Annotated in this window: 16 protein-coding genes; 6 read left to right on the top strand and 10 right to left on the bottom strand. The window is 63.8% G+C overall.

Annotated features, from left to right (window positions below; translation table 11 throughout):
- Positions 1 to 13: 13 nt before the first annotated feature.
- From AC19YR_RS01845 to aqpZ, 5 genes are all read left to right on the top strand, one after another.
- Positions 14 to 937: a PA3225 family LysR-type transcriptional regulator gene (locus AC19YR_RS01845; protein ID WP_095107336.1), complete on the top strand. Its 924-nt coding sequence runs from the start codon at positions 14 to 16 to the stop codon at positions 935 to 937.
- 23 nt (positions 938 to 960) lie between these two features.
- Positions 961 to 1,764, top strand: coding sequence for an alpha/beta fold hydrolase (locus AC19YR_RS01840; protein WP_095107335.1), 804 nt, complete (start codon positions 961 to 963; stop codon positions 1,762 to 1,764).
- 3 nt (positions 1,765 to 1,767) lie between these two features.
- On the top strand, positions 1,768 to 2,331 hold the full coding sequence (locus tag AC19YR_RS01835; RefSeq protein WP_500596916.1) for a peptidylprolyl isomerase: 564 nt from the start codon (positions 1,768 to 1,770) through the stop codon (positions 2,329 to 2,331).
- 77 nt (positions 2,332 to 2,408) lie between these two features.
- Positions 2,409 to 4,241 (top strand): ABC transporter ATP-binding protein, encoded by a 1,833-nt coding sequence (locus AC19YR_RS01830; RefSeq protein ID WP_095107332.1) that lies wholly within the window; start codon positions 2,409 to 2,411, stop codon positions 4,239 to 4,241.
- Positions 4,242 to 4,431: 190 nt separating this feature from the next.
- Positions 4,432 to 5,130 (top strand): aquaporin Z, encoded by a 699-nt coding sequence (gene aqpZ, locus AC19YR_RS01825; protein WP_500596915.1) that lies wholly within the window; start codon positions 4,432 to 4,434, stop codon positions 5,128 to 5,130.
- 20 nt (positions 5,131 to 5,150) lie between these two features.
- Here aqpZ and AC19YR_RS01820 read toward each other — a convergent pair whose 3' ends face one another.
- The 10 genes from AC19YR_RS01820 to pap all read right to left on the bottom strand — a co-directional run bounded on the left by AC19YR_RS01820 (position 5,151) and on the right by pap (position 20,301).
- Entirely contained in the window at positions 5,151 to 6,275 is a 1,125-nt protein-coding gene (locus AC19YR_RS01820) for a GNAT family N-acetyltransferase (RefSeq protein WP_095107330.1), read from the bottom strand.
- Between the two features lie 149 nt (positions 6,276 to 6,424).
- Complete coding sequence (locus AC19YR_RS01815) at positions 6,425 to 7,768, bottom strand: OprO/OprP family phosphate-selective porin (RefSeq protein WP_095107328.1); 1,344 nt, start codon at positions 7,766 to 7,768, stop codon at positions 6,425 to 6,427.
- A 235-nt stretch (positions 7,769 to 8,003) separates the two neighbouring features.
- Positions 8,004 to 8,240 (bottom strand): anti-sigma factor family protein, encoded by a 237-nt coding sequence (locus AC19YR_RS01810; RefSeq protein WP_095107327.1) that lies wholly within the window; start codon positions 8,238 to 8,240, stop codon positions 8,004 to 8,006.
- Positions 8,234 to 8,848, bottom strand: a complete 615-nt coding sequence (locus tag AC19YR_RS01805) for an RNA polymerase sigma factor (protein WP_095107326.1) — start codon at positions 8,846 to 8,848, stop codon at positions 8,234 to 8,236. Before AC19YR_RS01805 ends, AC19YR_RS01810 begins: the two co-directional genes overlap by 7 nt.
- A gap of 137 nt (positions 8,849 to 8,985) precedes the next feature.
- Entirely contained in the window at positions 8,986 to 10,107 is a 1,122-nt protein-coding gene (locus tag AC19YR_RS01800) for a beta-ketoacyl-ACP synthase III (RefSeq protein ID WP_095107324.1), read from the bottom strand.
- 223 nt (positions 10,108 to 10,330) lie between these two features.
- Positions 10,331 to 14,242, bottom strand: a complete 3,912-nt coding sequence (gene hrpA, locus AC19YR_RS01795; RefSeq protein WP_500596912.1) for an ATP-dependent RNA helicase HrpA — start codon at positions 14,240 to 14,242, stop codon at positions 10,331 to 10,333.
- A 108-nt stretch (positions 14,243 to 14,350) separates the two neighbouring features.
- Positions 14,351 to 16,072, bottom strand: a complete 1,722-nt coding sequence (gene aceK / locus AC19YR_RS01790) for a bifunctional isocitrate dehydrogenase kinase/phosphatase (RefSeq protein WP_500596911.1) — start codon at positions 16,070 to 16,072, stop codon at positions 14,351 to 14,353.
- An 81-nt stretch (positions 16,073 to 16,153) separates the two neighbouring features.
- Positions 16,154 to 17,116 (bottom strand): DMT family transporter, encoded by a 963-nt coding sequence (locus AC19YR_RS01785; RefSeq protein WP_095107321.1) that lies wholly within the window; start codon positions 17,114 to 17,116, stop codon positions 16,154 to 16,156.
- A 343-nt stretch (positions 17,117 to 17,459) separates the two neighbouring features.
- On the bottom strand, positions 17,460 to 18,644 hold the full coding sequence (locus AC19YR_RS01780; RefSeq protein WP_095107319.1) for a thiolase family protein: 1,185 nt from the start codon (positions 18,642 to 18,644) through the stop codon (positions 17,460 to 17,462).
- A gap of 148 nt (positions 18,645 to 18,792) precedes the next feature.
- Positions 18,793 to 20,301 (bottom strand): polyphosphate:AMP phosphotransferase, encoded by a 1,509-nt coding sequence (gene pap / locus AC19YR_RS01775; protein ID WP_095107318.1) that lies wholly within the window; start codon positions 20,299 to 20,301, stop codon positions 18,793 to 18,795.
- A 198-nt stretch (positions 20,302 to 20,499) separates the two neighbouring features.
- Between pap and mnmC the strand changes: the two genes are divergently transcribed.
- A complete protein-coding gene (mnmC, locus tag AC19YR_RS01770) occupies positions 20,500 to 22,482 on the top strand; it encodes a bifunctional tRNA (5-methylaminomethyl-2-thiouridine)(34)-methyltransferase MnmC2/FAD-dependent 5-carboxymethylaminomethyl-2-thiouridine(34) oxidoreductase MnmC1 (RefSeq protein WP_500596909.1) in 1,983 nt (660 codons plus the stop codon).
- The last annotated feature ends 395 nt before the right edge of the window (positions 22,483 to 22,877 follow it).

Genomic DNA, 22,877 nt, shown 5'->3' with positions numbered 1-22,877 from the left:
AGAGGAGCTCAACTTGAAAGCGCCCCGCGTTACCCTCGATCAATGGCGGACCCTGCAAGCGGTGGTCGATCACGGCGGCTTCGCCCAGGCCGCCGAAGCGCTGCACCGTTCGCAGTCCTCCGTGAGCTACACGGTCGCGCGCATGCAAGACCAGCTCGGCGTGCCCTTGCTGCGCATCGACGGGCGCAAAGCCGTGCTCACCGAGGCCGGCGGCGTGCTGTTACGCCGTTCGCGGCAATTGGTCAAGCAGGCCAGCCAACTCGAAGACCTGGCCCACCACATGGAGCAGGGCTGGGAAGCCGAAGTGCGCCTGGTGGTGGACGCCGCCTACCCCAATGCCCGCCTCGTGCGCGCCCTCACCGCGTTCATGCCGCAAAGCCGCGGCTGCCGCGTGCGCCTGCGCGAGGAGGTGTTGTCGGGGGTCGAAGAAGTCCTGCTCGAAGGCGTGGCGGATCTGGCCATCAGCGGCTACAACATCTCCGGCTACCTGGGCACCGAGATGAGCAGCGTGGAGTTCGTCGCCGTTGCCCACCCCGACCACCCCCTGCACCGTTTGCAGCGGGAGCTGAGCTTCCAGGACCTGGAAAGCCAGTTGCAAGTGGTGATCCGCGACTCCGGCCGCCAGCAGCCACGCGACGTCGGCTGGCTGGGCGCCGAACAGCGCTGGACCGTCGGCAGCCTGGCCACCGCCGCCACCTTCGTGGGCAGTGGCCTGGGCTTTGCCTGGCTGCCGCGGCACCTGATCGAGCGGGAAATAAAGGAAGGCCTGCTCAAGTTGCTGCCGCTGGACCAGGGCGGTAGCCGCCACCCGACTTTCTACCTGTACTCCAACAAGGAAAAACCCCTGGGCCCAGCCACGCAAATCCTCGTCGAACTGCTGCGCACCTTCGACACCGCGCCGCTGGAGGCCCCGTTCGCCGCCCCCGAGCAAGCCTGACCCACTGAACAAGGAGTTCTGCCATGGCCTATTTCGAGCACGAAGGTTGCACCCTGCACTACGAGGAATACGGCCACGGCACGCTGCTTCTGTTGGTCCATGGCCTGGGTTCCAGCGCCCTGGATTGGGAGATGCAGATCCCTGACCTTGCCGCCCGCTACCGCCTCATCATCCCCGATGTGCGCGGCCACGGCCGTTCCGACAAACCCCGCGAGCGCTACAGCATTGCCGGGTTCAGCGCCGACCTGGTGGCGCTGATCGAGCACCTGAACCTGGGGCCGGTGCACCTGGTGGGGTTGTCCATGGGCGGCATGATCGGCTTCCAATTGGCGGTGGACCAACCGCACTTGCTCAAGAGCCTGTGCATCGTCAACAGCGCCCCCCAGGTCAAGCTGCGCAGCGCCGACGACTACTGGCAGTGGTTCAAGCGCTGGAGCCTGGCGCGCCTGCTGGGTATGGACACTATTGGCCGGGCCTTGGGTAGCAAGCTGTTTCCCAAGCCAGAACAAGCGGCGCTGCGGCAAAAAATGGCTGAGCGCTGGGCAAAAAACGACAAACGTGCTTATCTCGCCAGCTTCGATGCCATCGTCGGCTGGGGCGTGCAGGAACGACTTTCGCGGGTCACCTGTCCAACCCTGGTCATCAGCGCCGAGCGTGACTACACGCCGGTGGCACTCAAGGAAGCCTATGTCCGGCTCCTGAGCGATGCGCACCTGGTGGTCATCGCCGATTCGCGGCATGCCACCCCGCTAGACCAGCCACACCGCTTCAACCAAACCCTGCTTGAGTTTCTAACCACAGTCGACACCACCCCTCAGGATCACTGACCCATGCTAAAAAAACTCGCCCTCGTCGCTGGCTCTGTCTTCTTCGCCGCCCACCTGATGGCTGCCACGCCGGAAAAAGCCCCCAAAGTCGTGCTGGATACCAGTTTCGGCGCGGTGGAAATCGAGCTGGACCCGGTCAAGGCGCCCATCAGCAGCAAAAACTTTCTCCAGTACGTGGACAGCGGCTTCTACAACAACACCATTTTCCACCGCGTGATCCCGGGCTTCATGGCCCAGGGCGGCGGCTTCACCGAGCAAATGGTGCAAAAAGACACCAAGGACCCGATCAAAAACGAAGCCAGCAACGGCCTGCATAACGTGCGCGGCACCCTGTCCATGGCCCGCACCTCCAACCCGAACTCGGCCACCAGCCAGTTCTTCATCAACGTTGCCGACAACGCCTTCCTCGACCCGGGCCGCGATGCCGGTTACGCCGTGTTCGCCAAGGTGACCAAGGGCATGGACGTGGTCGACCAGATCGTCAACTCCCGTACCACCGTCAAAAATGGCATGCGCGACGTGCCCGCCGACCCGGTGTTCATCAAGTCGGCCAAGCGCATCGACTGACGCGCGCCAGCGGCGCGGGGCCTGCCTCGCGCCGCTCCACCCTCGACAAGGAGAGCCCGCACGCGGGCACCGAGCCCATGTTCTATCGTCGTTTCGAGCAACTGATCGACATCTTCCGCGACGCCCCCGACGCGACGCCCCCCGACAAAGTCCTGCCCTTCTACCTCTATTACCTGCGCCAGGTCTGGCCGCTGTTTGCCGCCCTGTTGCTGATTGGCCTGGTGGCTTCGCTGATTGAAGTCGCCCTGTTCAGCTACCTGAGCCGCATCATCGACCTGGCCCAGGGCACGCCCTCTCCCGATTTTTTCAGCGTCCACGCCAACGAACTGATCTGGATGGCCGTGGTGGCCCTGGTGCTGCGCCCGATCTTTTTCGGCCTGCATGACCTGTTGGTACACCAGACCCTCAACCCGGGCATGACCAGCATGATCCGCTGGCAAAACCACAGCTACGTGCTCAAGCAAAGCCTGAACTTCTTCCAGAACGACTTCGCCGGGCGCATCGCCCAGCGCATCATGCAAACCGGCGCCTCCCTGCGCGATTCAGCAGTGCAAGCGGTCGACGCCCTGTGGCATGTGCTGATCTACGCCATCAGCTCCCTGGTGCTGTTCGCCGAAGCCGACTGGCGCCTGATGATCCCGCTGCTGACCTGGATCGCCGCCTACATCGGCGCGCTCTACTACTTCGTGCCACGGGTCAAGCAGCGCTCGGTGGAGTCCTCCGACGCACGCTCCAAACTGATGGGGCGCATCGTTGACGGCTACACCAACATCACCACCCTCAAGCTGTTCGCCCACACCCAGTCCGAACAGCAGTACGCCCGCGAAGCCATCGCCCACCAAACCGAAAAAGCCCAGTTGTCCGGGCGCGTGGTCACCAGCATGGACGTGGCCATTACCGCCATGAACGGCTTGCTGATCGTCACCACCACGGGCCTGGCCCTATGGCTGTGGAGCCACTCGCTGATCTCGGTGGGTGCCATCGCCCTGGCCACGGGCCTGGTGATTCGCATCGTCAACATGTCGGGCTGGATCATGTGGGTGGTCAACGGCATTTTCGAGAACATCGGCATGGTCCAGGACGGCTTGCAGACCATCGCCCAACCGGTGGCCGTCACCGACCGCGAACAGGCCCCGCGCCTGCACGTGGCGCGCGGCGAAGTGCGCTTGGAGCAAGTGGACTTCCACTACGGCAAGCGCAGCGGCGTCATCAGTGGCCTGGACCTGGTCATCGAGCCCGGGGAAAAAATCGGTTTGATCGGCCCCTCCGGTGCCGGCAAATCGACCCTGGTCAACCTCCTGCTGCGCCTCTACAACCTGCAGGGCGGGCGCATCCTGATCGATGGCCAAAACATCGCCGACGTCACCCAGGAAAGCCTGCGCGAGCAAATCGGCATGATTACCCAGGACACCTCCCTGCTGCACCGCTCGATCCGCGACAACCTGCTCTACGGCAAGCCCGATGCCAGCGACGAGCAACTGTGGGAAGCGGTGCGCAAGGCCCGCGCCGACGAATTCATCCCGCACCTGTCCGATGCCCTGGGCCGCACCGGTTTCGATGCCCACGTGGGCGAGCGCGGGGTCAAGCTTTCCGGCGGCCAGCGCCAGCGCATTGCCATTGCCCGGGTGCTGCTCAAGGACGCGCCGATCCTGATAATGGACGAGGCCACCTCGGCCCTGGACTCGGAGGTCGAAGCGGCCATCCAGGAAAGCCTGGAAACCCTGATGCAAGGCAAAACCGTGATCGCCATCGCCCACCGCCTCTCCACCATTGCGCGCATGGATCGCCTGGTGGTGCTGGACAAGGGCCGCATCGCCGAAACCGGCACCCACGCCCAACTGCTGGCCCACGGCGGCCTCTATGCGCGCTTGTGGCAACACCAGACCGGCGGCTTCGTCGGCATCGACTGAACGCCTGCCGCACGCCGCCGAAGTGACGCCGGGCCCTTGTAAACCAGGGGCCCGGCGTTTTTTTTCGGGGCACTGGCATTACGCCACAGGCCTGCTGTACTGAGCCAAGGTTCTGGAGAGAGCCTGAAGTAAGACGCAGGAAGCATAACGGCTGTATCGAGTCGATAAGTCGACCTCAAAGGACACTCTCATGTCTCTGTTCAAACGTTCAGTTACTGAGTTGTTAGGTACTTTCTGGCTGGTGTTGGGCGGTTGTGGCAGTGCGGTACTGGCGGCAGCGTTTCCGGATGTCGGAATCGGCTTGCTGGGGGTATCGCTGGCATTCGGCCTCACCGTACTGACCATGGCCTTCGCCATTGGTCATATCTCTGGTTGCCATCTCAACCCCGCCGTGTCGGTGGGCCTGGTGGTCGGTGGGCGCTTTCCCGCCCGGGAACTGCCGGCCTATGTAGTGGCTCAGGTGATTGGCGGGGTGGTCGCTGCGGCGTTGCTGTACTTCATCGCCAGCGGCAAACCGGGGTTCGAGCTGGCCAGCGGCCTGGCCTCCAACGGCTATGGCGAACATTCGCCGGGGGGCTACTCGATGGCCGCAGGCTTTGTCAGTGAGCTGGTGATGACGGCGATGTTCATCGTCATCATCCTCGGCGCCACCGACAAACGCGCCCCACCGGGGCTGGCACCGATTGCGATCGGCCTGGCCCTGACCCTGATCCACTTGATCTCCATCCCGGTGACCAACACCTCGGTCAACCCGGCCCGCAGTACGGGGCCGGCGCTGATTGTCGGTGGCTGGGCGATCCAGCAGTTGTGGCTGTTCTGGCTGGCGCCGATCCTCGGTGCGGTGATCGGTGGCGTGACTTACCGCTGGCTGGGCAAGGAGGAGCACTGAACCGCTATCCCTGAAGAAGGTCAGCCTTGCCGATAGGGCAAGGCTGCTTTCGCTTCCAGCGCATAAGCCATCACCCCGCCGCGCTCCTGCTCCAAAAAGTCGCTGACCGCCGCCTTCAGCCCTGCGTGCCGCAGGTAATGCCACGAATGGGTCAGCACCGGCTCAAACCCGCGGATCAACTTGTGCTCGCCCTGGGCGCCGGCATCGAAACGCTGATAACCCTCGGCGATGGCGTATTCCATGCCCTGGTAGAAGCAGGTTTCAAAATGCAGGCGATCGAACTCCTTCAGGCAACCCCAGTAGCGGCCATAAAAACTGTCGCCGCCCACTAGGCTGAAGGCCATTGCCACCGGCCGCGTGCCTTGTTTGGCCAGCACCACGCGAATCGCCTCGGGCATGCGTTCGGCCAACAGGCTGAAAAACGCCCGCGTCAGGTACGGCCGCTGGCGCCGCACCGCGTAGGTATTGGCGTAGCAGGCGTAGACAAAATCCCACTGTGCTTCGCCCACTTGCCGACCTTCGAGCCACTCAAAATCGATGCCCTGCCCCGCCACTTGCTCGCGCTCCTTGCGCATCTGCTTGCGCTTGCGCGAGCTGAGGGCGTCGAGGAAATCCTGGAAATCGCGATAGCCACGGTTGTGCCAGTGGTACTGGCAGCCAATGCGTTGCAGCCAACCCGGTTGCCCGGCCAAGGCAGCATCGGTGGCGGCGTCGGTGAAGTTGATATGGGCGCTGCCCAGCCCTTCGATCTCCAGGTAACCGGGCAGGCACTGGAGCAACTCGGCGCCATCCTGCCCGGCCGCCGTCAACAGGCGCGGGCCGCTGACCGGGCTGAAGGGCACGGCCGTCAACAGCTTGGGGTAATAGTCGATACCGGCGCGCTCGCAGGCATCGGCCCACGCGTGGTCGAACACGTACTCGCCATAGGAATGCCATTTTCGGTAGCTGGGCAACGCCGCCAGCAAGCGCCCGCCCTCACGGTGCAGCAGATGCTCGGGCTGCCACCCGGTGTGCTGGCCGACACTGGCGCTCGCCTCCAGCGCCGCCAGAAAACCGTGGCGCAAGAACGGCTGGTTCGCCGGCACCAGGGCATCCCATTCAGCGGGCGCGATGGCCGAAAAATCCTGCACAACCTCAAGCACCATCCTACCCCCCGCCCTGAACCCAAAGTCCCGGCGAGTATCCCCTATCCGCGACACCGGCCGAAATAAAAAAACCCCGCCGAAGCGGGGTTGAACACGAGGGGAGCTTTAACGGATGAAGAAAGAGCTCCTGGAACGCAACAGCGTGAGGCTTAGAACACGTACTGGGCGCGGACCACGAAACCGTCGCCGCTGTCGTCGCCGGTACGACGCGCCGGGGTGCCGCCGCTGGCGGCGGTGGCGTTGGTCACGTTGTCGGTCTTGGCCTTGAGGTAGGCGGCGGAGATTTTCACCGCTTCGTTGGCGTACCAGTTCACGCCCAGGGTGTGCACCTTGGCTTCAGCGTCGCCGACGTCACGGGTCAGGCTGGCGGTGGTGATGTTGTCGTCTTCGACGGTCAGGCTGTCGTAGCGATAGAACAGTTCCCAGGCACCGATGGCTTTGTTGGCCGGTTTGATTGCGTCGAATTTGCCGACTTTATAGCCGCGCGATTCGCCGGTCAGGGTGTACGCACCCTGCACGTAGAAGCCATGGCCCTTGATGTCTTCGCGGCTGCTGTCGTCAGCCTTGGTCTTGCGGGCGATGTACTCACCCTGGATCGAGGCCGGGCCCATGGCGAACGCGGCTTCCAAGCCGAAGGCGTCATCGCGGTCATAAGAACCTGCTGGCGAGGAAGAGCTGCCACCCAGGATCGGACGGTTGCCGTTGGTGCCGGCGTCGTTGCCGCCCAGGGTTTCCACGCCGCGGATGCCCATACGGGTGCGGTAGCGCGAATCGAACGCGGTGTCGGAAACATCGCGGGACGCGAGGTTCACACCAAAGTGCAGCACGTTGCCAGCCTCGTGCATCGGCGCAAACACAAAGCGGCCGTTGACCTGCTTGACGCTGTTGCCGTCGGTGTCGTCGGTGTCTTTGCTGAACACGCCAGCCGAGGCGTAGAACGAGTCGGCGAAGGTGCTGGAGGCTTGCAGGCCCAGGCCGTTTTGGTGGCTGTTGGCCCAATCGACCATGTCATAGGCCATGTTGCGCTCTGGCGCGGTGACCCACTTGGAGCTGGTGGCTTTTTCCAGGCCGAAGTCCGGGTCAAAACGGCCGACCTTGATCGATACAGGCTTGAAGCCGTTATAGGCCAGGGACGCTTCGTCGAAGTAGCCGTTGTCCGAATCGCCGGCGTTATGGGAGAAGTCGTAGCTGATGGCATAGGCCCAGTCGGTGTAGAGCACACCGGACAGTTCCAGGAACGCGCGACGGAAGTAAGCCGCGTCAGCGGTGTCGCCATTCTTCGTGTACACGCCGTCGAACTGGCTGTAGTCCGCCTGCAAACGCCCGCCGAGCTTGAAGCTGAATTCTTTGTCGGTGGTAGCAACCTCAAGGCCGCCCTTGGTTTTGACTACGATATCGGCGCCGTCAGTGGTGACAGTGCCAGCGAAAGCCTGGGCGGTAACTGCCAGGGCCAGGGCGCTGGCGGCAAAACCGGCGAAGTGCTTACGGATCATCGAAGAGTTCCCCTAATTGGTGGTCTTTGGCGTTGGAAAACACGCGGGGCTGGCCCGCTGGTGTTGGGAGGGAATCTTGGCGGCGGGTTATTTCAGAGGAGTTGCTGATATATAAAGATTTTGTTACAGCGGAACTTTTTTACTTCGAAAAGAAATAAGCGGTTCAGACGCCGAGCGGCAAGCTGTAAGCCGCAATCTAGAGCGGTTCGGGGGAGTTTTCGGCGGGAGGCGAGGGCTATTTGATGGTGTTTTTTTGTTCGGCAGCGAGGCGTGCAGCCAGTTCGTCCAGGCCCGGTACGGGGGGTTCCGGCAGCTCGCGCAGGGTCGCTTGCAGCAAGCGCATCTGGCGCATGAAACGGCGGCAATTGGGGCAGAACAGCAGGTGATGATGCATCATCAGTCGTTCACGAAAACTCAGTTGGCCATCGATAAAGTCGCTGGAGCGGGCCACTTGTTCCTTACAGGTCAGCATTCGCCGGTTTCCTCGAAATGTTCCACGGTTGCGAAAACTTTGAGCCGTGCCCTGTGTAGCAGCACGCGGACATTGGAGAGGGAGATATGCAGAAGATTACAGATTTCCTCCATCTCCAGACCCTGGCGCTCGCGCAGCAACAGCACGCTGCTTTGCAACTCGGAGAGGCTAAGCAAGGTGTGTTCCAGGCATTGACGCAACTGCTCCTGGCTGAGCAAGGCTTCCGGGGAATCCTGATGCCAGGCGTAAGGAGCCACCAGCCAGTGGCCATCCTCGTGACTGAACCGTTCGTCACCGAGGGTACCGTGGGGGGCGGGCAGGTCGTCGAGTAGCACTTCGCGGCGGTTTTGCCGGTAGCGGCCCTTGGCGGCGTTGGCGGTGATGGTCAGCAACCAAGTCTTGAGGCTCGAACGCCCCTCGAACTTCGCCAGGCTGCGCACCACCGAGAGCCAGGCATCCTGCACCACTTCATCGGCATGGCGGTTGCCGACGATGGCGTAGGCCACGGCGCGCATGGCGCTTTGATAGGTGCTGACCAACTGTTTGTAGGCCAATTGCTCGCCCGCCAGTAGGCGCTCGATCAGTTGTGCATCATCCTTAGCCAACATTCACTGCCCTTCCTGTCGCTGTTAGGAGAAGGCCGCAGGTATTGGGAAACCTGCGACAGCGCCCAAAAGTTACAGCGCTTTAACCCCTTCGAATGCAGGAAATTTCATCTTTTAGCGCGCGAAACATAACCGACAGGTCAGAGCTTGCGCAGAATCACGCTACCAATCGAGTAACCCGCACCGAACGAACTGAGCACGGCCAGGGAGCCGGTCGGCAAATCGTCCTGGTACTTGTGGAAAGCAATCACCGAACCGGCCGAGCTGGTGTTGGCGTAGGTATCGAGAATCACTGGCGCCTCGACTTCCGTGGCTTCGCGGCCCAACAGTTTCTTGACGATCAGGTGGTTCATGCTCAGGTTCGCCTGATGCAGCCAGAAACGCTTCACATCGCCGACGTTGAGCGAATTTTCCTGCAAATGGGCGCCGATCAGTTCCGCCACCATCGGGCACACATCGCGGAACACCTTGCGGCCTTCCTGCACGAACAGCTTGTCCGGGGCGCCGATGCCCTCTTCCGCGGCACGGTTGAGGAAGCCGAAGTTATTGCGGATGTTGTTGGAGAACTTGGTCAGCAGCTTGGTGCTGACAATGTCGAACTGATGCTTGGAGGTGGCCAGGTCGGCCCGCTCGATGATGACGGCGGTGGCCGCGTCGCCAAAGATGAAGTGGCTGTCGCGGTCACGGAAATTCAGGTGGCCGGTGCAGACTTCCGGGTTGACCATCAGGATCGCCCGGGCCTGGCCCAGTTGCACGCTGTTGGCCGCAGCCTGGATGCCGAAGGTGGCGGAGGAGCAGGCCACGTTCATATCAAAGCCGAACCCCTGGATGCCCAGCGCTTCTTGCACTTCGATGGCAATGGCTGGGTAGGCGCGTTGCAGGTTGGAGCAGGCGACGATCACGCCGTCGATGTCGGCCGCGGTCTTGCCGGCGCGCTGCAAGGCTTGTTCGGCGGCGCCGATGGCCATTTGGCAAAGCACCGACCACTCGTCATTGCTGCGCTCGGGCAGGCGCGGGGCCATGCGCTGCGGGTCAAGGATGCCTTCCTTGTCCATCACGAAGCGGCTCTTGATACCGGAAGCTTTTTCGATAAAAGCGGCGTTGGATTCGGTCAGCGCCTGAACCTCGCCGCGGGCGATGGCCTCGGCGTTGTCGTGGTTGAATTGGGCCACGTAGGTGTTGAAAGACTGCACCAGTTCTTCGTTGGAAATGCTGTTGGCCGGTGTGTACAGGCCGGTGCCACTGATGACGACGTTATGCATGGTCGTTTCTCTAATCCGTTCAGGCAGAAAGCATTGGCACCGACGTACCAACACATAAAGGGTCCGGCTCCCTTAGAGGGCCGGGCCTGGCGTCGCTTTATTCCGATCCGCCGTGGCTGCGAAAGCGCAGCACTGCGGGTACGGCGTTTATAGCGGCGAAGTTTGCCATAAACGCCAGCATTTGGCCCCTATGCCGAGACGACAGGGCAGCAGGGCAAATGCACTAGGGCTCTACTTGGCTCCACTGTTTGCTCAGGCGTTTGTCTGAAATCGGCACCTTGGTGCCCAACTGCTGGGCAAACAACGACACCCGGTACTCCTCCAGCCACCAGCGGTACAGCTCCAATTGCGGGTCGCGCTTGCCTTCCTGAGCATGCTTGGCGACACGGGCCTGGTACTGCGCCCACAGGCCGCTCAACTCGCCGCTCCAGACCCGGTCCTTCTGCACCTGGCCGGGGAGTTTTTCCAGGCGCAGTTCGATGGCTTTGAGGTAGCGCGGCAATTCTTTGAGCCACTGCACCGGGGTTTCGCGCACAAACCCTGGGTACACCAGGTTGCCCAGTTGCTGCTTGATGTCGTTGAGGGCCACGGCGCGGGCCAGGTCGATCTTGCCCTTGAAGCACTTTTGCAGGCCATGCCACAGCTTGAGGATGTCCAGGGTCAGGCGCGCCAGGCGTTCAGCGTGTTCGGTCCAGGCGCCGCGCTTGCGTTCGGCCAGGGACGCGAGCCCGGCACCGTCGCGGGGCAGGCTGGTTTCGCCGTCCAACACGCAGCTGTCGAGGCTGGCCAGCAGAATGTCTTCGACCAGGGCATCGATGCGCCCCAGTTCGCGGTACATCAGCCCCAGTTCGGTGAGGCCCGGTAATTTGCCGCGCAGGAACTTCGCCGGCTCCGCCAGTTGCTGCATCAGCAGGCGCTGCAAGGCGCGGCGGTGCTGGAACTCGGCTTCGGCCAGGGTGGAGAAGCGCCCTTCCTTGACCGTGCCGCCCTCTTCCACCAGCGCCGGGTACACCGTCATCGACAGCCCGGCGATGTTCTGTTGAGTTTTCTCGGCCACCGCGGCGAACGCCTTGGGTTGCACCGGCTCCTGACTTTTCGCCGTGTGCGGCACCGCCAGCGCAGCCTGGCTGGCCTCGGCGAAACGAGCGGTCAACTGTGCCCAATCACGGCCCTCGCCGAGGAACTTGCCCTGGCCATCGACGATTTCCAGGTTCATGCGCAAATGGCTGTCGACCTGCTGCGCCGCCTCGGCCCAGGCTTCATCGCTGACGCGCACCCCGGTCATGCGCAGCAACTCGCGGCCCAGGGCCTGGGGCAGCGAGCCTTCGGCGAAGGTGATGCGCGCCAACGCGGCCTTGACGAAATCCGGCACCGGCACGAAGTTCTTGCGCAGGGCCTTGGGCAGGTTGCGCACCAGGGCGATGCACTTGGCTTCGATCAACCCCGGCACCAGCCATTCCAGGCGCTCGGGCGGCAACGCCGGCAGCAGCGGCGCGGGCACGCGCAAGGTCACGCCGTCACGCGGGTGGTTGGGCTCGAAGTGATAGCTCAGCGCCAAGGCCAAATCGCCCAGATGCAGGGTGTCGGGGTAATGGGCGGCGGTGACTTCGCTGGCCTCGCGGGCTAGCACGTCTTCCTCGCGCATCATTAATAGCTGCGGGTCTTTCTGGCTGTGGACCTTGTACCAACTGTCAAACGTGGCCGTTTGGTGGATCTCGGCGGGCAGGCGCGCGTCGTAGAAGGCATACAGGGTTTCTTCGTCGGCCAGGATGTCGCGCCGGCGCGCCTTGGCTTCCAGTTCGTCCAACTGCTCCAGCAGGCGCGTGTTGGCGCTCAGGCACTTGGCCCGCGACTGGATTTCACCGCGCACCAGGCCTTCGCGGATAAACAGCTCACGCGCCAGCGGCGGGTCGATCGGCCCGTAATGCACCGGGCGGCGGCCGACCACGATCAGGCCGAACAGGGTGATCTGCTCGAACGCCACGACCTGGCCGCGCTTCTTCTCCCAGTGCGGCTCGAAGTGGTTTTTCTTTATCAGGTGCCCGGCCAGAGGCTCGATCCAGTCCGGCTCGATCTTGGCCACCATGCGCGCATAGAGCTTGGTGGTTTCCACCAGTTCGGCGGTCATCAGCCATTGCGGGCGCTTTTTGCCCAGGCCCGAGGACGGGTGAATCCAGAACCGCCGCTGGCGGGCGCCGAGGTAGTCGCCGTCCTCGGTTTTCTGCCCGATCTGGCTGAGCAGGCCCACCAGCACGGCCTTGTGCAGTTTCGGGTAGTCGGCCGGCTCTTTATTGACGGCCAACTGCATGTCGCGGCAGATCAGGCTCAATTGGCGGTGGGAATCGCGCCACTCGCGCAGGCGCAAATAGTTGAGAAAATTTTTGCGGCACCAGTTGCGCAGCGGGCTGGCGGTCAGGGCCTGGCGCTGTTCCTCAAAACCGCGCCACAGGTTGACCAACCCGGCGAAATCCGAGTCCACGTCCTTCCACTGCGCGTGGGCCTGGTCGGCGGCCTGTTGGCGCTCCGGCGGGCGCTCGCGGGGGTCCTGGATCGACATGGCGCTGGCGACGATCAGCACTTCCTGCAAGCTGCCCAGTTTGGCCGCTTCCAGCAGCATGCGGCCCATGCGCGGGTCCACCGGCAGGCGCGCCAACTGGCGGCCCAGCGGGGTCAATTGGCTGTTGCGGTCCACCGCCGAGAGTTCTTGCAGCAGGTTGAAGCCGTCGCTGATGGCCTTGCCATCCGGCGGTTCGATAAAGGGGAAGTCGGTGATTTCGCCCAGGCGCAGGTGAAGCATTTGCAGGATCACCGCGGCCAGGTTGGTGCGCAGGATCTCCGGGTCGGTGAACTCGGGGCGCGCGAGGAAATCCTCCTCGGCGTACAGGCGAATGCAGATGCCCGGTTCGACCCGCCCGCAGCGGCCCTTGCGCTGGTTGGCGCTGGCCTGGGAAATCGCCTCGATGGGCAGGCGCTGGACCTTGGCGCGGTAGCTGTAGCGGCTGATGCGCGCGGTGCCGCTGTCGATCACATAGCGAATGCCCGGTACTGTCAGGGAGGTTTCCGCGACGTTGGTGGCCAGCACCACGCGCCGCCCCGGGTGGGACTGGAAAATCCGCTGTTGCTCGGCCGGCGACAGGCGCGCGTACAACGGCAAAATCTCGGTGTGCTTGAGCTGGGCCTTGCGCAGCATGTCGGCGGCGTCGCGGATTTCCCGCTCGCCGGGCAAAAACACCAACACATCGCCCGGGCTCTTGCGCTCGCTACGCTCGTGGGCGGCGATTTCGTCGAGGGTGGCGAGAATGGCCTGGTCCACCGTCAAGTCGTCCTCGACCCGGTTGCCCTCCTCGTCCTGCTCCAGGGTCAGGGGCCGATACCAGGTCTCCACCGGGAAGGTGCGGCCCGAGACTTCGACGATCGGCGCGTCATTGAAGTGCTTGGAGAAGCGCTCCAGGTCGATGGTGGCCGAGGTGATGATGACTTTCAGGTCGGGGCGGCGCGGCAACAGGGTCTTGAGGTAGCCGAGCAAAAAATCGATGTTGAGGCTGCGTTCGTGGGCCTCGTCGACAATGATCGTGTCGTAGCGCTCCAGGTAGCGGTCGTTCTGGGTCTCGGCCAGGAGGATGCCGTCGGTCATCAACTTGACCAGGGTATTGGCGTCGCTCTGGTCCTCGAACCGCACCTGATAACCCACCAACGCGCCCAACGGCGTGGCCAGCTCTTCGGCGACCCGGCTCGCCACGCTGCGCGCCGCGATCCGCCGCGGCTGGGTGTGGCCGATCAAGCCGTACTGGCCACGGCCGATTTCCAGGCAGATCTTGGGCAACTGGGTGGTTTTGCCCGAGCCGGTTTCGCCGGCGATTATCAGCACCTGATGCTTTAGCAATGCAGCCTTGATTTCATCGCGCTTGGCGGCAATGGGCAGGCTGTCGTCGTAGCGGATCAGCGGCAGGCTGGCCCGCCGCGCCAGCACCCGGGCGCAGGACGCCTGCGCGCGCTCCAGCCACTGCGCCAGCTTGGCCTCGTCGGGTTGCTTGCGCAGCTCCAGCAACTGGCGGCGCAACCGGTGACGGTCGGCGAGCATGGCGTGGTCGAGGTTTTTCAGCAGTTGGTCGAAAGCAGGCGATTGGTCAGTCATCAGGTAGGCAAAGGTCGTCTAGTGGCGCAGGGCGGCGATTGTCGCAGATTTATGGCCATCACCGCAGGTCGGGTGTGAGCCTGCGCAGGCCCACTCCCACACTGCGGCTCACTCGTTATCCAGGCCCTTGCGCCGGTACGGGAACACGTCGATTACTTTCCCGGCGCGGATCGCCTCTTGCAGGCTTTTCCAGTAGTCGGCGTTGTACAGCTCGCCGTGGAGTTGGTCGAACAACCGTCGTTGGCCGGCATCGGCGAACAGGAACGGCGGAAACTCCTCGGGGAACACGTCCAGCGGGCCGATGGAGTACCAGGGTTCTGAAGCCATTTCGTCTTCCGGGGTGCGCGGCTGCGGGATGTGGCGGAAGTTGGCCTCGGTGAGGAAGCAAATTTCGTCGTAGTCGTAGAACACCACACGGCCGTGGCGGGTGACGCCGAAGTTCTTGAGCAGCATGTCGCCGGGGAAGATGTTCGCCGCCGCCAGTTGCTTGATGGCCAGGCCGTAGTCCTCCAGGGCTTCGCGCACCTGGGCGTCGTTGGCGTTTTCCAGGTACAGGTTCAGGGGCGTCATGCGCCGCTCGGTCCAGCAGTGGCGGATCAGCACCGTGTCGCCATGCACCTCGACCGTGCCCGCCGCCACTTCCAGCAACTCGGCCAGGCACGCCGGCTCGAACTTGCTCAACGGGAAGCGAAAATCGGCGAACTCCTGGGTATCGGCCATGCGCCCGACGCGATCGACGCTTTTCACCAAGCGGTACTTTTCGATCACCGTGGCGCGGTCGACGTTTTTCGACGGCGAGAAGCGGTCCTTGATGATCTTGAACACCGTGTTGAAGCCCGGCAGGGTGAACACGCTCATGACCATGCCACGCACGCCCGGGGCCATGATGAACTGGTCGTCGGTGTTGGCCAGGTGATTGATGAGGGCGCGGTAGAACTCCGACTTGCCGTGTTTGTAGAAACCAATGGAGGTGTACAGCTCGGCGATGTGCTTGCCCGGCAGGATGCGCTTGAGAAAGCCGATGAACTCGGCTGGCACCGGCACATCCACCATGAAGTAGGAACGGGTGAAGGAAAAGATGATCGACACGTCCGCTTCATCGGTAATCAGCGCGTCGATCTGGATCCCGCGGCCCTCGCGGTGCAACAGCGGGATCACCAGCGGCCACTGCTCGTCCGGGGTGTAAATGCGCCCCACCAGGTACGCGCCCTTGTTGCGGTACAGCACCGAGGAAAACAGCTCCACTGAAAGGTGCGGGTCCTTGCAGACCCAGTCCGGCAGGTTCTCGCGCAGTTGCGCGAGCAGGCGCCGCAGGTCGCCGGGTAGGTCGGCGTAGGGTTCGCTGAAGCTGTAGTCGACGAAAATCTGCTCCAGCATGCCCGACAGCTCGCCCTCGGGTTTGTAGGTGCGGGTCTGCGCGGCGCGGGCCCGGCGCAGGCTGGGCCGGGTGGTGTGGATAAACATGCAGCCGTCGCTAATCAGGTCATGGCTGAACAGCCCGCAGAACGTGGAGTTGTACCAGGTCTCGGACAGCTCATCGTCGAAACGCAGGTCGATCAGGCTGATATAGGCGCTCTTGACCAGGGGCCAGAAACTCACGTCGAGCAGGGCCTGGCCGTCGAAGGCCTGGTGCAGGCGCGCCACGGTTTCGCCGACTTTTTCTTCGTAGAGGTTGATGCGTGCCGCCGACGCGGCCTGGGCTTCCTGCCACAGGGCTTGCTCGAACCGCGCCCGGGCGCCGTCGGTGATCTGGCGAAAGTGCTCACGGTAATCGTCGAAGCCTTCAAGGATCATTCGAGCGATATCGGCGGCGGGCCATTGCTGCGGCATAGGAAGACCTCTGCGGGAATTTGCGAAGCCTGGAGCTTAGCCAGTGCCCGGGCCCAGGAGAAGGGCCAATGTGGGCAATTGCTAGACTCTGGTGGCCAGGCGCTCGCGCCGTACCTTGAGCCCGGCCATCAACGACGGGCCCAACGCCGTCAGCGCCGACCCCAGCACCACCAGCAACGCGCCGAAGTAGGCCAGGCCATTGATCTGCTCGGCGTGCACGTAATCGGGCCACAGCCACGCGGCCAGGGCCACGGCAACGAAAGTCACCAGCGGCGTGATCGCCAGGGTCGCACTGACCCGCGAGGCTTCCCAATGGGCCAGGGCCTCGGCAAACGCACCGTAGCCGATCAGGGTATTGAGGCAGCAGGCGAACAGCAAAAAGCCTTGCAGCGACGTCAGGTGCAAGGCCTCCAGCGGATGCACCCAAGGGGTGAGCACCAACGCGCAGAACAGGTAGATGACCATCATCACCTGCAACGAACTCCACACCGTCAGCAGTTGCTTCTGGCCCAGGGCGTAGAAGGTCCAGACCGTGGAGCCGGCCAGCACCAGCAGCACGCCAGCGGTGTAGTCGGTCAGGGAGGTGAGCAATTCCACCAGGCGTTGGTTGAAGAACAACCCGAACCCGACCAGCAGCACCAACAGCCCCACGCCCTGGCCGAGGGTGAAACGCTCGCGGAAGATGAACACGCTGGCCACCAGCAGCATCACCGGGCCGGTCTGCACCACCAGTTGCGCGGTGCCGGGGCTGAGCAGGTTGAGGCCCATCAGGTACAGCACGTAGTTGCCCGCCAGCCCCAGCGAGGCCAGCAGCACCAGCCATTTACCGCGCTTACCCAGCACCTTGCGGCTCGGCAAGCGCCGGGCCAGGGCGAGGTAGATGAAGAGCAGGCCACCGGCCACGAGCAGCCGATACCAGGTCACGGTCAGGGGGTCCATGACCACCAGCACCTGCTTGAGCTTGATCGGCAAGATCCCCCACAACAACGCGGTCAACAAGGCCAGGAGCAGCCCATAAACCCAGCGACCGGACGAAACGTGCATGGCGAACCTCTGAAGCGACGGCGAAAGACCGCCATTCTAGGCCCACCACGGCGCGACACACAGTCACAGTTTGAAACGCGCCGCAGGCAGAACTGTATGGGGCGGTTGCCCTACAGCATGGAAAGCACCTTTTACCCTGTGGGAGAAACACCTGTGGGAGCAGGCTTGCCCGCGATGGCGGTGGGTCAGCCACTCATCCAGCAACTGATGTGGCGCCATCGCGAGCAGGCTCGCTCCCACAGAGGAAAAATGAAAATCCCACCCGCACCACAGTTCAGCTGTGGGAGCGGGCCTGCCCGCTCCCACATAAGACCCATTCAATAATTGCAGGGCTTGTAGCGCTTCAACGCACCGCTTCAAACAACCCGGTAGCGCCCATGCCGCCGCCCACGCACATGGTGACGATGCCGTAGCGCAGGTTGCGCCGTTGCAGTTCGCGCACCAGGTGGCCGACCTGGCGCGAGCCGGTCATGCCGAAGGGGTGGCCGATGGAAATCGAGCCGCCGTTGACGTTGTATTTGGCGTTGTCGATTTCCAGGCGATTGCGCGCGTAGAGGCACTGGGAGGCGAAGGCTTCGTTGAGTTCCCACAGGTCGATGTCGGCCACTTGCAGGCCTTTGGCCTTAAGCAATTTGGGCACCGAGAACACCGGGCCGATGCCCATTTCGTCCGGTTCGCAACCGGCCACGGTGAAACCGCGGAAGAACGCCTTGGGCTTAAGGCCCAGTTGCAGGGCTTTTTCCAGGCTCATCACCAGGGTCATGGAAGCGCCATCGGACAGCTGCGAAGAGTTGCCCGCCGTCACCGAGCCGTCTTCGGCGAACACCGGTTTGAGCCCGGCCAGGCTCTGCAACGTGGTGTCGGGGCGGTTGCAGTCGTCGCGCTCGACCACGCCATCAAGTATCTGCACCTGGCCGCTGGCCTTGTCTTCGACCGCATACTTGACCGCCATGGGCACGATTTCATCGTCGAACAAGCCGTCGGCCTGGGCCTGGGCGGTGCGTTGCTGGCTTTGCAGGGCGTACAGGTCCTGTTCCTCGCGGCTGACGTTGTAGCGCCGCGCGACGATCTCGGCCGTCTGGCCCATGGGCATGTAGATGCCCGGCACCTGCTCCTTGAGCTGCGGGTTAATCAGGTGGTCGGTGTTGACGCTTTTGAGGGTCAGGCTGATGGATTCCACCCCGCCGGCGACGATGATGTCGCTGCACCCGGAGGCGATCTGGTTGGCCGCGATGGCAATCGCCTGCAGGCCCGAGGAGCAGAAGCGGTTGAGGGTCATGCCTGCCGTGCCGGTGCCCAGGCGCGACAGCACCGCCACGTTGCGCCCGATGTTGTAGCCCTGGGCACCTTCGTTGGAGCCGGCGCCGACGATGCAGTCCTCGACACTGGCCGGGTCGATGCCGTGGCGGCTCAGCAGCGCATTGACGCAATGGGCCGCCATGTCATCGGGGCGGGTCTGGTTGAACTTGCCGCGAAAGGACTTGGCAAGGCCGGTACGCACACTGTCGACGATCACTACTTCACGCATGCCACACCTCGGGATTGTTGTTGTCGGTTGAGAGTGGCCCGAGAGTAAATCCCCGGGCGCGCCGACCGCGACAATCATTCATCGGGCGTATGCAAAACCATTGGGTAGGCCGGCCCCCTTGTAAAAAGCGGGCTTGCTACACGTAGGGTTATTTCTTTTTGTCCTGCTTGTCCGAGCGGACAAAGGCCGCTTCCAACGCCTGGTTGATCGTGCGCAGCACCTTGACCCGCGCCCAGCGCTTGTCGTTGGCTTCCACCAGGGTCCAGGCCGAAACTTCGGTGCTGGTGCGGTCAACCATGTCACCGACGGCGGCGCGGTAGTCGTCCCATTTTTCGCGGTTGCGCCAGTCGTCTTCGGTGATCTTGAAGCGCTTGAAGGGAATTTCCTCCCGTTCCTGGAAGCGTTCGAGCTGGGTCTGCTTGTCGATGGCCAGCCAGAACTTGACCACAATCACCCGGGCATCGCTCAGTTGTTCCTCGAAGTCGTTGATTTCGCCGTAGGCACGCATCCAGTCGGCCTTGGCGCAAAAGCCTTCGACCCGTTCCACCAGCACCCGGCCGTACCACGAACGGTCGAACACGGTGAATTTGCCCCGCGCCGGAATGTGCCGCCAAAAGCGCCACAGGTACGGCTGCGCGCGTTCTTCCTCGGTGGGCGCGGCGATGGGCACGATGCGGTACTGGCGCGGGTCCAGGGCGGCAGCCACGCGGCGGATCGCGCCGCCCTTACCGGCCGCATCGTTGCCCTCGAACACCGCCACCAAGGCGTGCTTGCGCATGCGTTTGTCGCGCATCAACCCCGACAGGCGCGCCTGTTCGGTAATCAGTTGCTCTTCGTAGTCGGCTTTGTCCAAGCGCTGGCTCATGTCCAGGCTGCCCAGCAGGCTCAGTTGGTCGATGCTCGGCGGCAGCGGCGCGGCGCTGACCCGGTCGGGGTTGACCTTGGGCCGGCTCAGCGCCGCGTGCAGGCCTTCGAGCAGGATCTTGCCCACGGTGAGGCTGCGGTAATGGGCGTCCACGCCTTCGATCACGTACCAGGGCGCGTAGTCGCGGCTGGTGCGGCGCAGCACCCGCTCGCCAAAGCGCACGAAGCGGTCGTAGGTTTCGGACTGCTGCCAGTCCAGCGGGCTGATGCGCCAACTGTGCAGCGGGTCGTCGCGCAGGGCCTTGAGGCGGTTTTTCATTTGCTTCTTGGACAGGTGGAACCAGAACTTGAAGATCAACGCGCCTTCATCGCAGAGCATTTTCTCCAGGCGTTCGGCACCGCCGATGGCCTGGTCCAGGCCAGGGTCCTTGAAGCGCCCGTGGACCCGGCCCTGGAGCATCTGGCTGTACCAGTTGCCGAAGAAAATCCCCATGCGCCCCTTGGCCGGCAGCAGGCGCCAGTAGCGCCAGGCCGGCGGGCGGGCCAGTTCTTCGTCGGACTGCTGGTCGAAGGTGCGCACCTCGATCAGGCGCGGGTCCATCCACTCGTTGAGCAGCTTGACGGTTTCGCCCTTGCCCGCCCCCTCGATGCCATTAATCAGCACGATGACCGGAAAGCGGCCCTGCTGCTGCAACTCGAACTGGGCTTCGAGCAAAGCTTCGCGCAGGGCCGGCACTTCGGCGTCGTAGGTGTCTTTGTCGATGGCGTGACCGATTTCGGCGGATTCAAACATGAGCGGCTCCCTTCCAAGATTGAGCAAGACTAGCGGATCGCATAGGGCGGCGGTGGAACAAAATCCACCCCCTTCCCCGGACGGGACGCACAGCAGGCCGCGGATTTTCCGCCCTTGGATCAGCGCCCACCTTGCCATGGATCAATCGCCACCACCCTGATCGGCTAGAATGGCGCCCTTGCCGTAGCCGAGCCGACCATGACCACTGCCCTGCCCCACGCCCAGATCGACTGGGATGACCAAGGTCGCCCGCACTCGCGGGTGTTTGACGACGTGTATTTCTCCGACCAATCGGGCCTTGCCGAAACCCGCTACGTGTTCATCGAGCAAAACCGCTTGGGCGAGCGTTTCGCCGCGCTGGCGCCCCACGGGCGGCTGGTGATTGGCGAAACCGGGTTCGGCACCGGGCTCAACTTTCTCTGTGCCTGGCAGTTGTTCGAGCAACAGGCGCCGGCCGGGGCGCGGCTGCATTTTGTCAGTGTCGAAAAATACCCCTTAAGCCACGCCGACCTGAGCCGGGCTCTGGCCCTGTGGCCCGAGTTGCAGCCGTTGGCCGAGCAGTTGCTGGCGCAATACGTGGCGATCCACGCCGGCTTCCAGTGCCTGATCCTGGGCCATGGCCGGGTCAGCCTGACCCTGTTGATCGGCGACGCCCTGGAGCAATTGCCGCAACTGGATGGCCAGGTCGATGCGTGGTTCCTCGACGGTTTTGCCCCAGCGAAAAACCCTGACATGTGGACCGCCGAACTGTTCACCGAACTGGCGCGCCTGGCCGCCCCCGGCGCGACCCTCAGCACCTTCACCAGCACCGGTTGGGTACGGCGCCTGCTCAACGGCGCCGGGTTCAAGATGAAGCGCACCCCGGGCATCGGCCACAAGTGGGAGATCCTGCGCGGCGAGTTTCTCGGCTGGCCCGCCGACGTGGCACCGCCCGCCGCCAGCAAACCCTGGTTCGCCCGCCCTGCGCCGCCCCACGGCGAGCGCCGGGCCCTGGTGATCGGTGCCGGCCTGGCCGGTTGCGCCAGCGCCGCCAGCCTCGCGGCGCGGGGCTGGCAGGTCACCCTGCTGGAGCGTCACGGCGCCGTGGCCCAGGAAGCCTCGGGCAACCCGCAAGGGGTGCTGTACCTCAAGCTGTCGGCCCACGGCACCGCGTTGTCGCGCTTGATCGTCAGCGGTTTCGGCCACACCCGGCGCCTGCTGGAGCAACTGCAACGCGGCCACGACTGGGACGCCTGCGGCGTGCTGCAACTGGCGTTCGACCCCAAGGAAGCCGAGCGCCAGGGCCAATTGGCCGAGGCCTTCGCCCCCGACCTGCTGCACTTGCTAGACCGCGACCAGGCGCAAGCCCTGGCCGGGGTGGAACTGGCCCACGGCGGGCTGTTTTTCCCCGAGGGCGGCTGGGTACATCCGCCGGCCCTGTGCCAGTGGTTGGCCAGCCAACCGGGGATCGAATTGCTGACCCACCATGAAGCCCTGGCGCTGCGCAAGGTTGACGGCCAGTGGCAAGCCCTGGCGGGCGAGCAGGTACTGGCCGAGGCGCCCGTGGTGGTGCTGGCCGGGGCCGCCGAGATCAAGGGTTTCAGCCAAAGCGCCGGGTTGCCCCTCAAGCGCATCCGCGGGCAGATCACCCGGTTGCCCGCCACCGCTACCAGCCAAAGCCTGGCCACGGTGGTTTGCGCCGAAGGCTACGTGGCACCGGTGCGCGGCGGCGAACACACCCTGGGCGCCAGTTTCGATTTCAAGAGCCAGGACAGCGCCACCACTGCCGCCGACCACGCCAGCAACCTGCAACTGCTGGAGGCCATTTCCAGCGACCTCTTCCAGCGCCTGCACGCCGGGCAACTGGACCCGGCCCAACTCCAGGGCCGCGCCGCGTTCCGCTGCACCAGCCCCGACTACCTGCCCATCGTCGGCCCATTGGCCGACCTGCCCGCGTTCGCCCAGGCCTACGCCGCATTGGCCAAGGACGCCCGTCAGGTGCCCGATGTGCCCTGCCCGTGGCTTGACGGGTTGTTCGTCAACAGCGGCCACGGCTCGCGCGGCCTGATTACCGCGCCGCTGGCCGCGCAGTTGCTGGCGGCATGGCTGGATGACGAACCCCTGCCCGTGCCCAAGGACGTGGCCCAGGCCTGCCACCCCAACCGCTTCGCCCTGCGCGCCCTAGTGCGCGGCAAGGCCTGAGGCCCACGCGCTCAGCGGCGCTCGGGAATGCTACAGATACCCAGGTGGCCTTTAACAGCGAACGGCAATACTCAAGCGCAGGTACCAAGCCTCGCATTGCGGCCTCGGTGCGCCGCTGAAAATCGTGCAGGTTGTGGAGGTTGGTTCGCAGTTCCTGCAGGTCTTGCCCGTGGGCGTGCAGCAACCACGGCGCCAGGTTCTCGGGCAGGACCGGCGTTATCCAGATCGCCGGTCATGTCCAGCAATGCCGCCAATTGTTCGTCCCGCGAAACGGTCGATGGGGGGTTAACCGCGCGGTCTTGCCTTGCCACTGTGTTCGCTCCTGATTAAGCCGCGAACCCTGGCGAGCAACCTTGCGCGCCCCTGCTGAAGAACCCACGGCGCGGCTTACTAAA

It is taken from the genome of Pseudomonas sp. MF08817 (assembly GCF_059862705.1).
The sequence above is the reverse complement of the archived record's forward strand: the minus strand, read 5'-3'. Positions and strand labels throughout refer to the sequence as shown.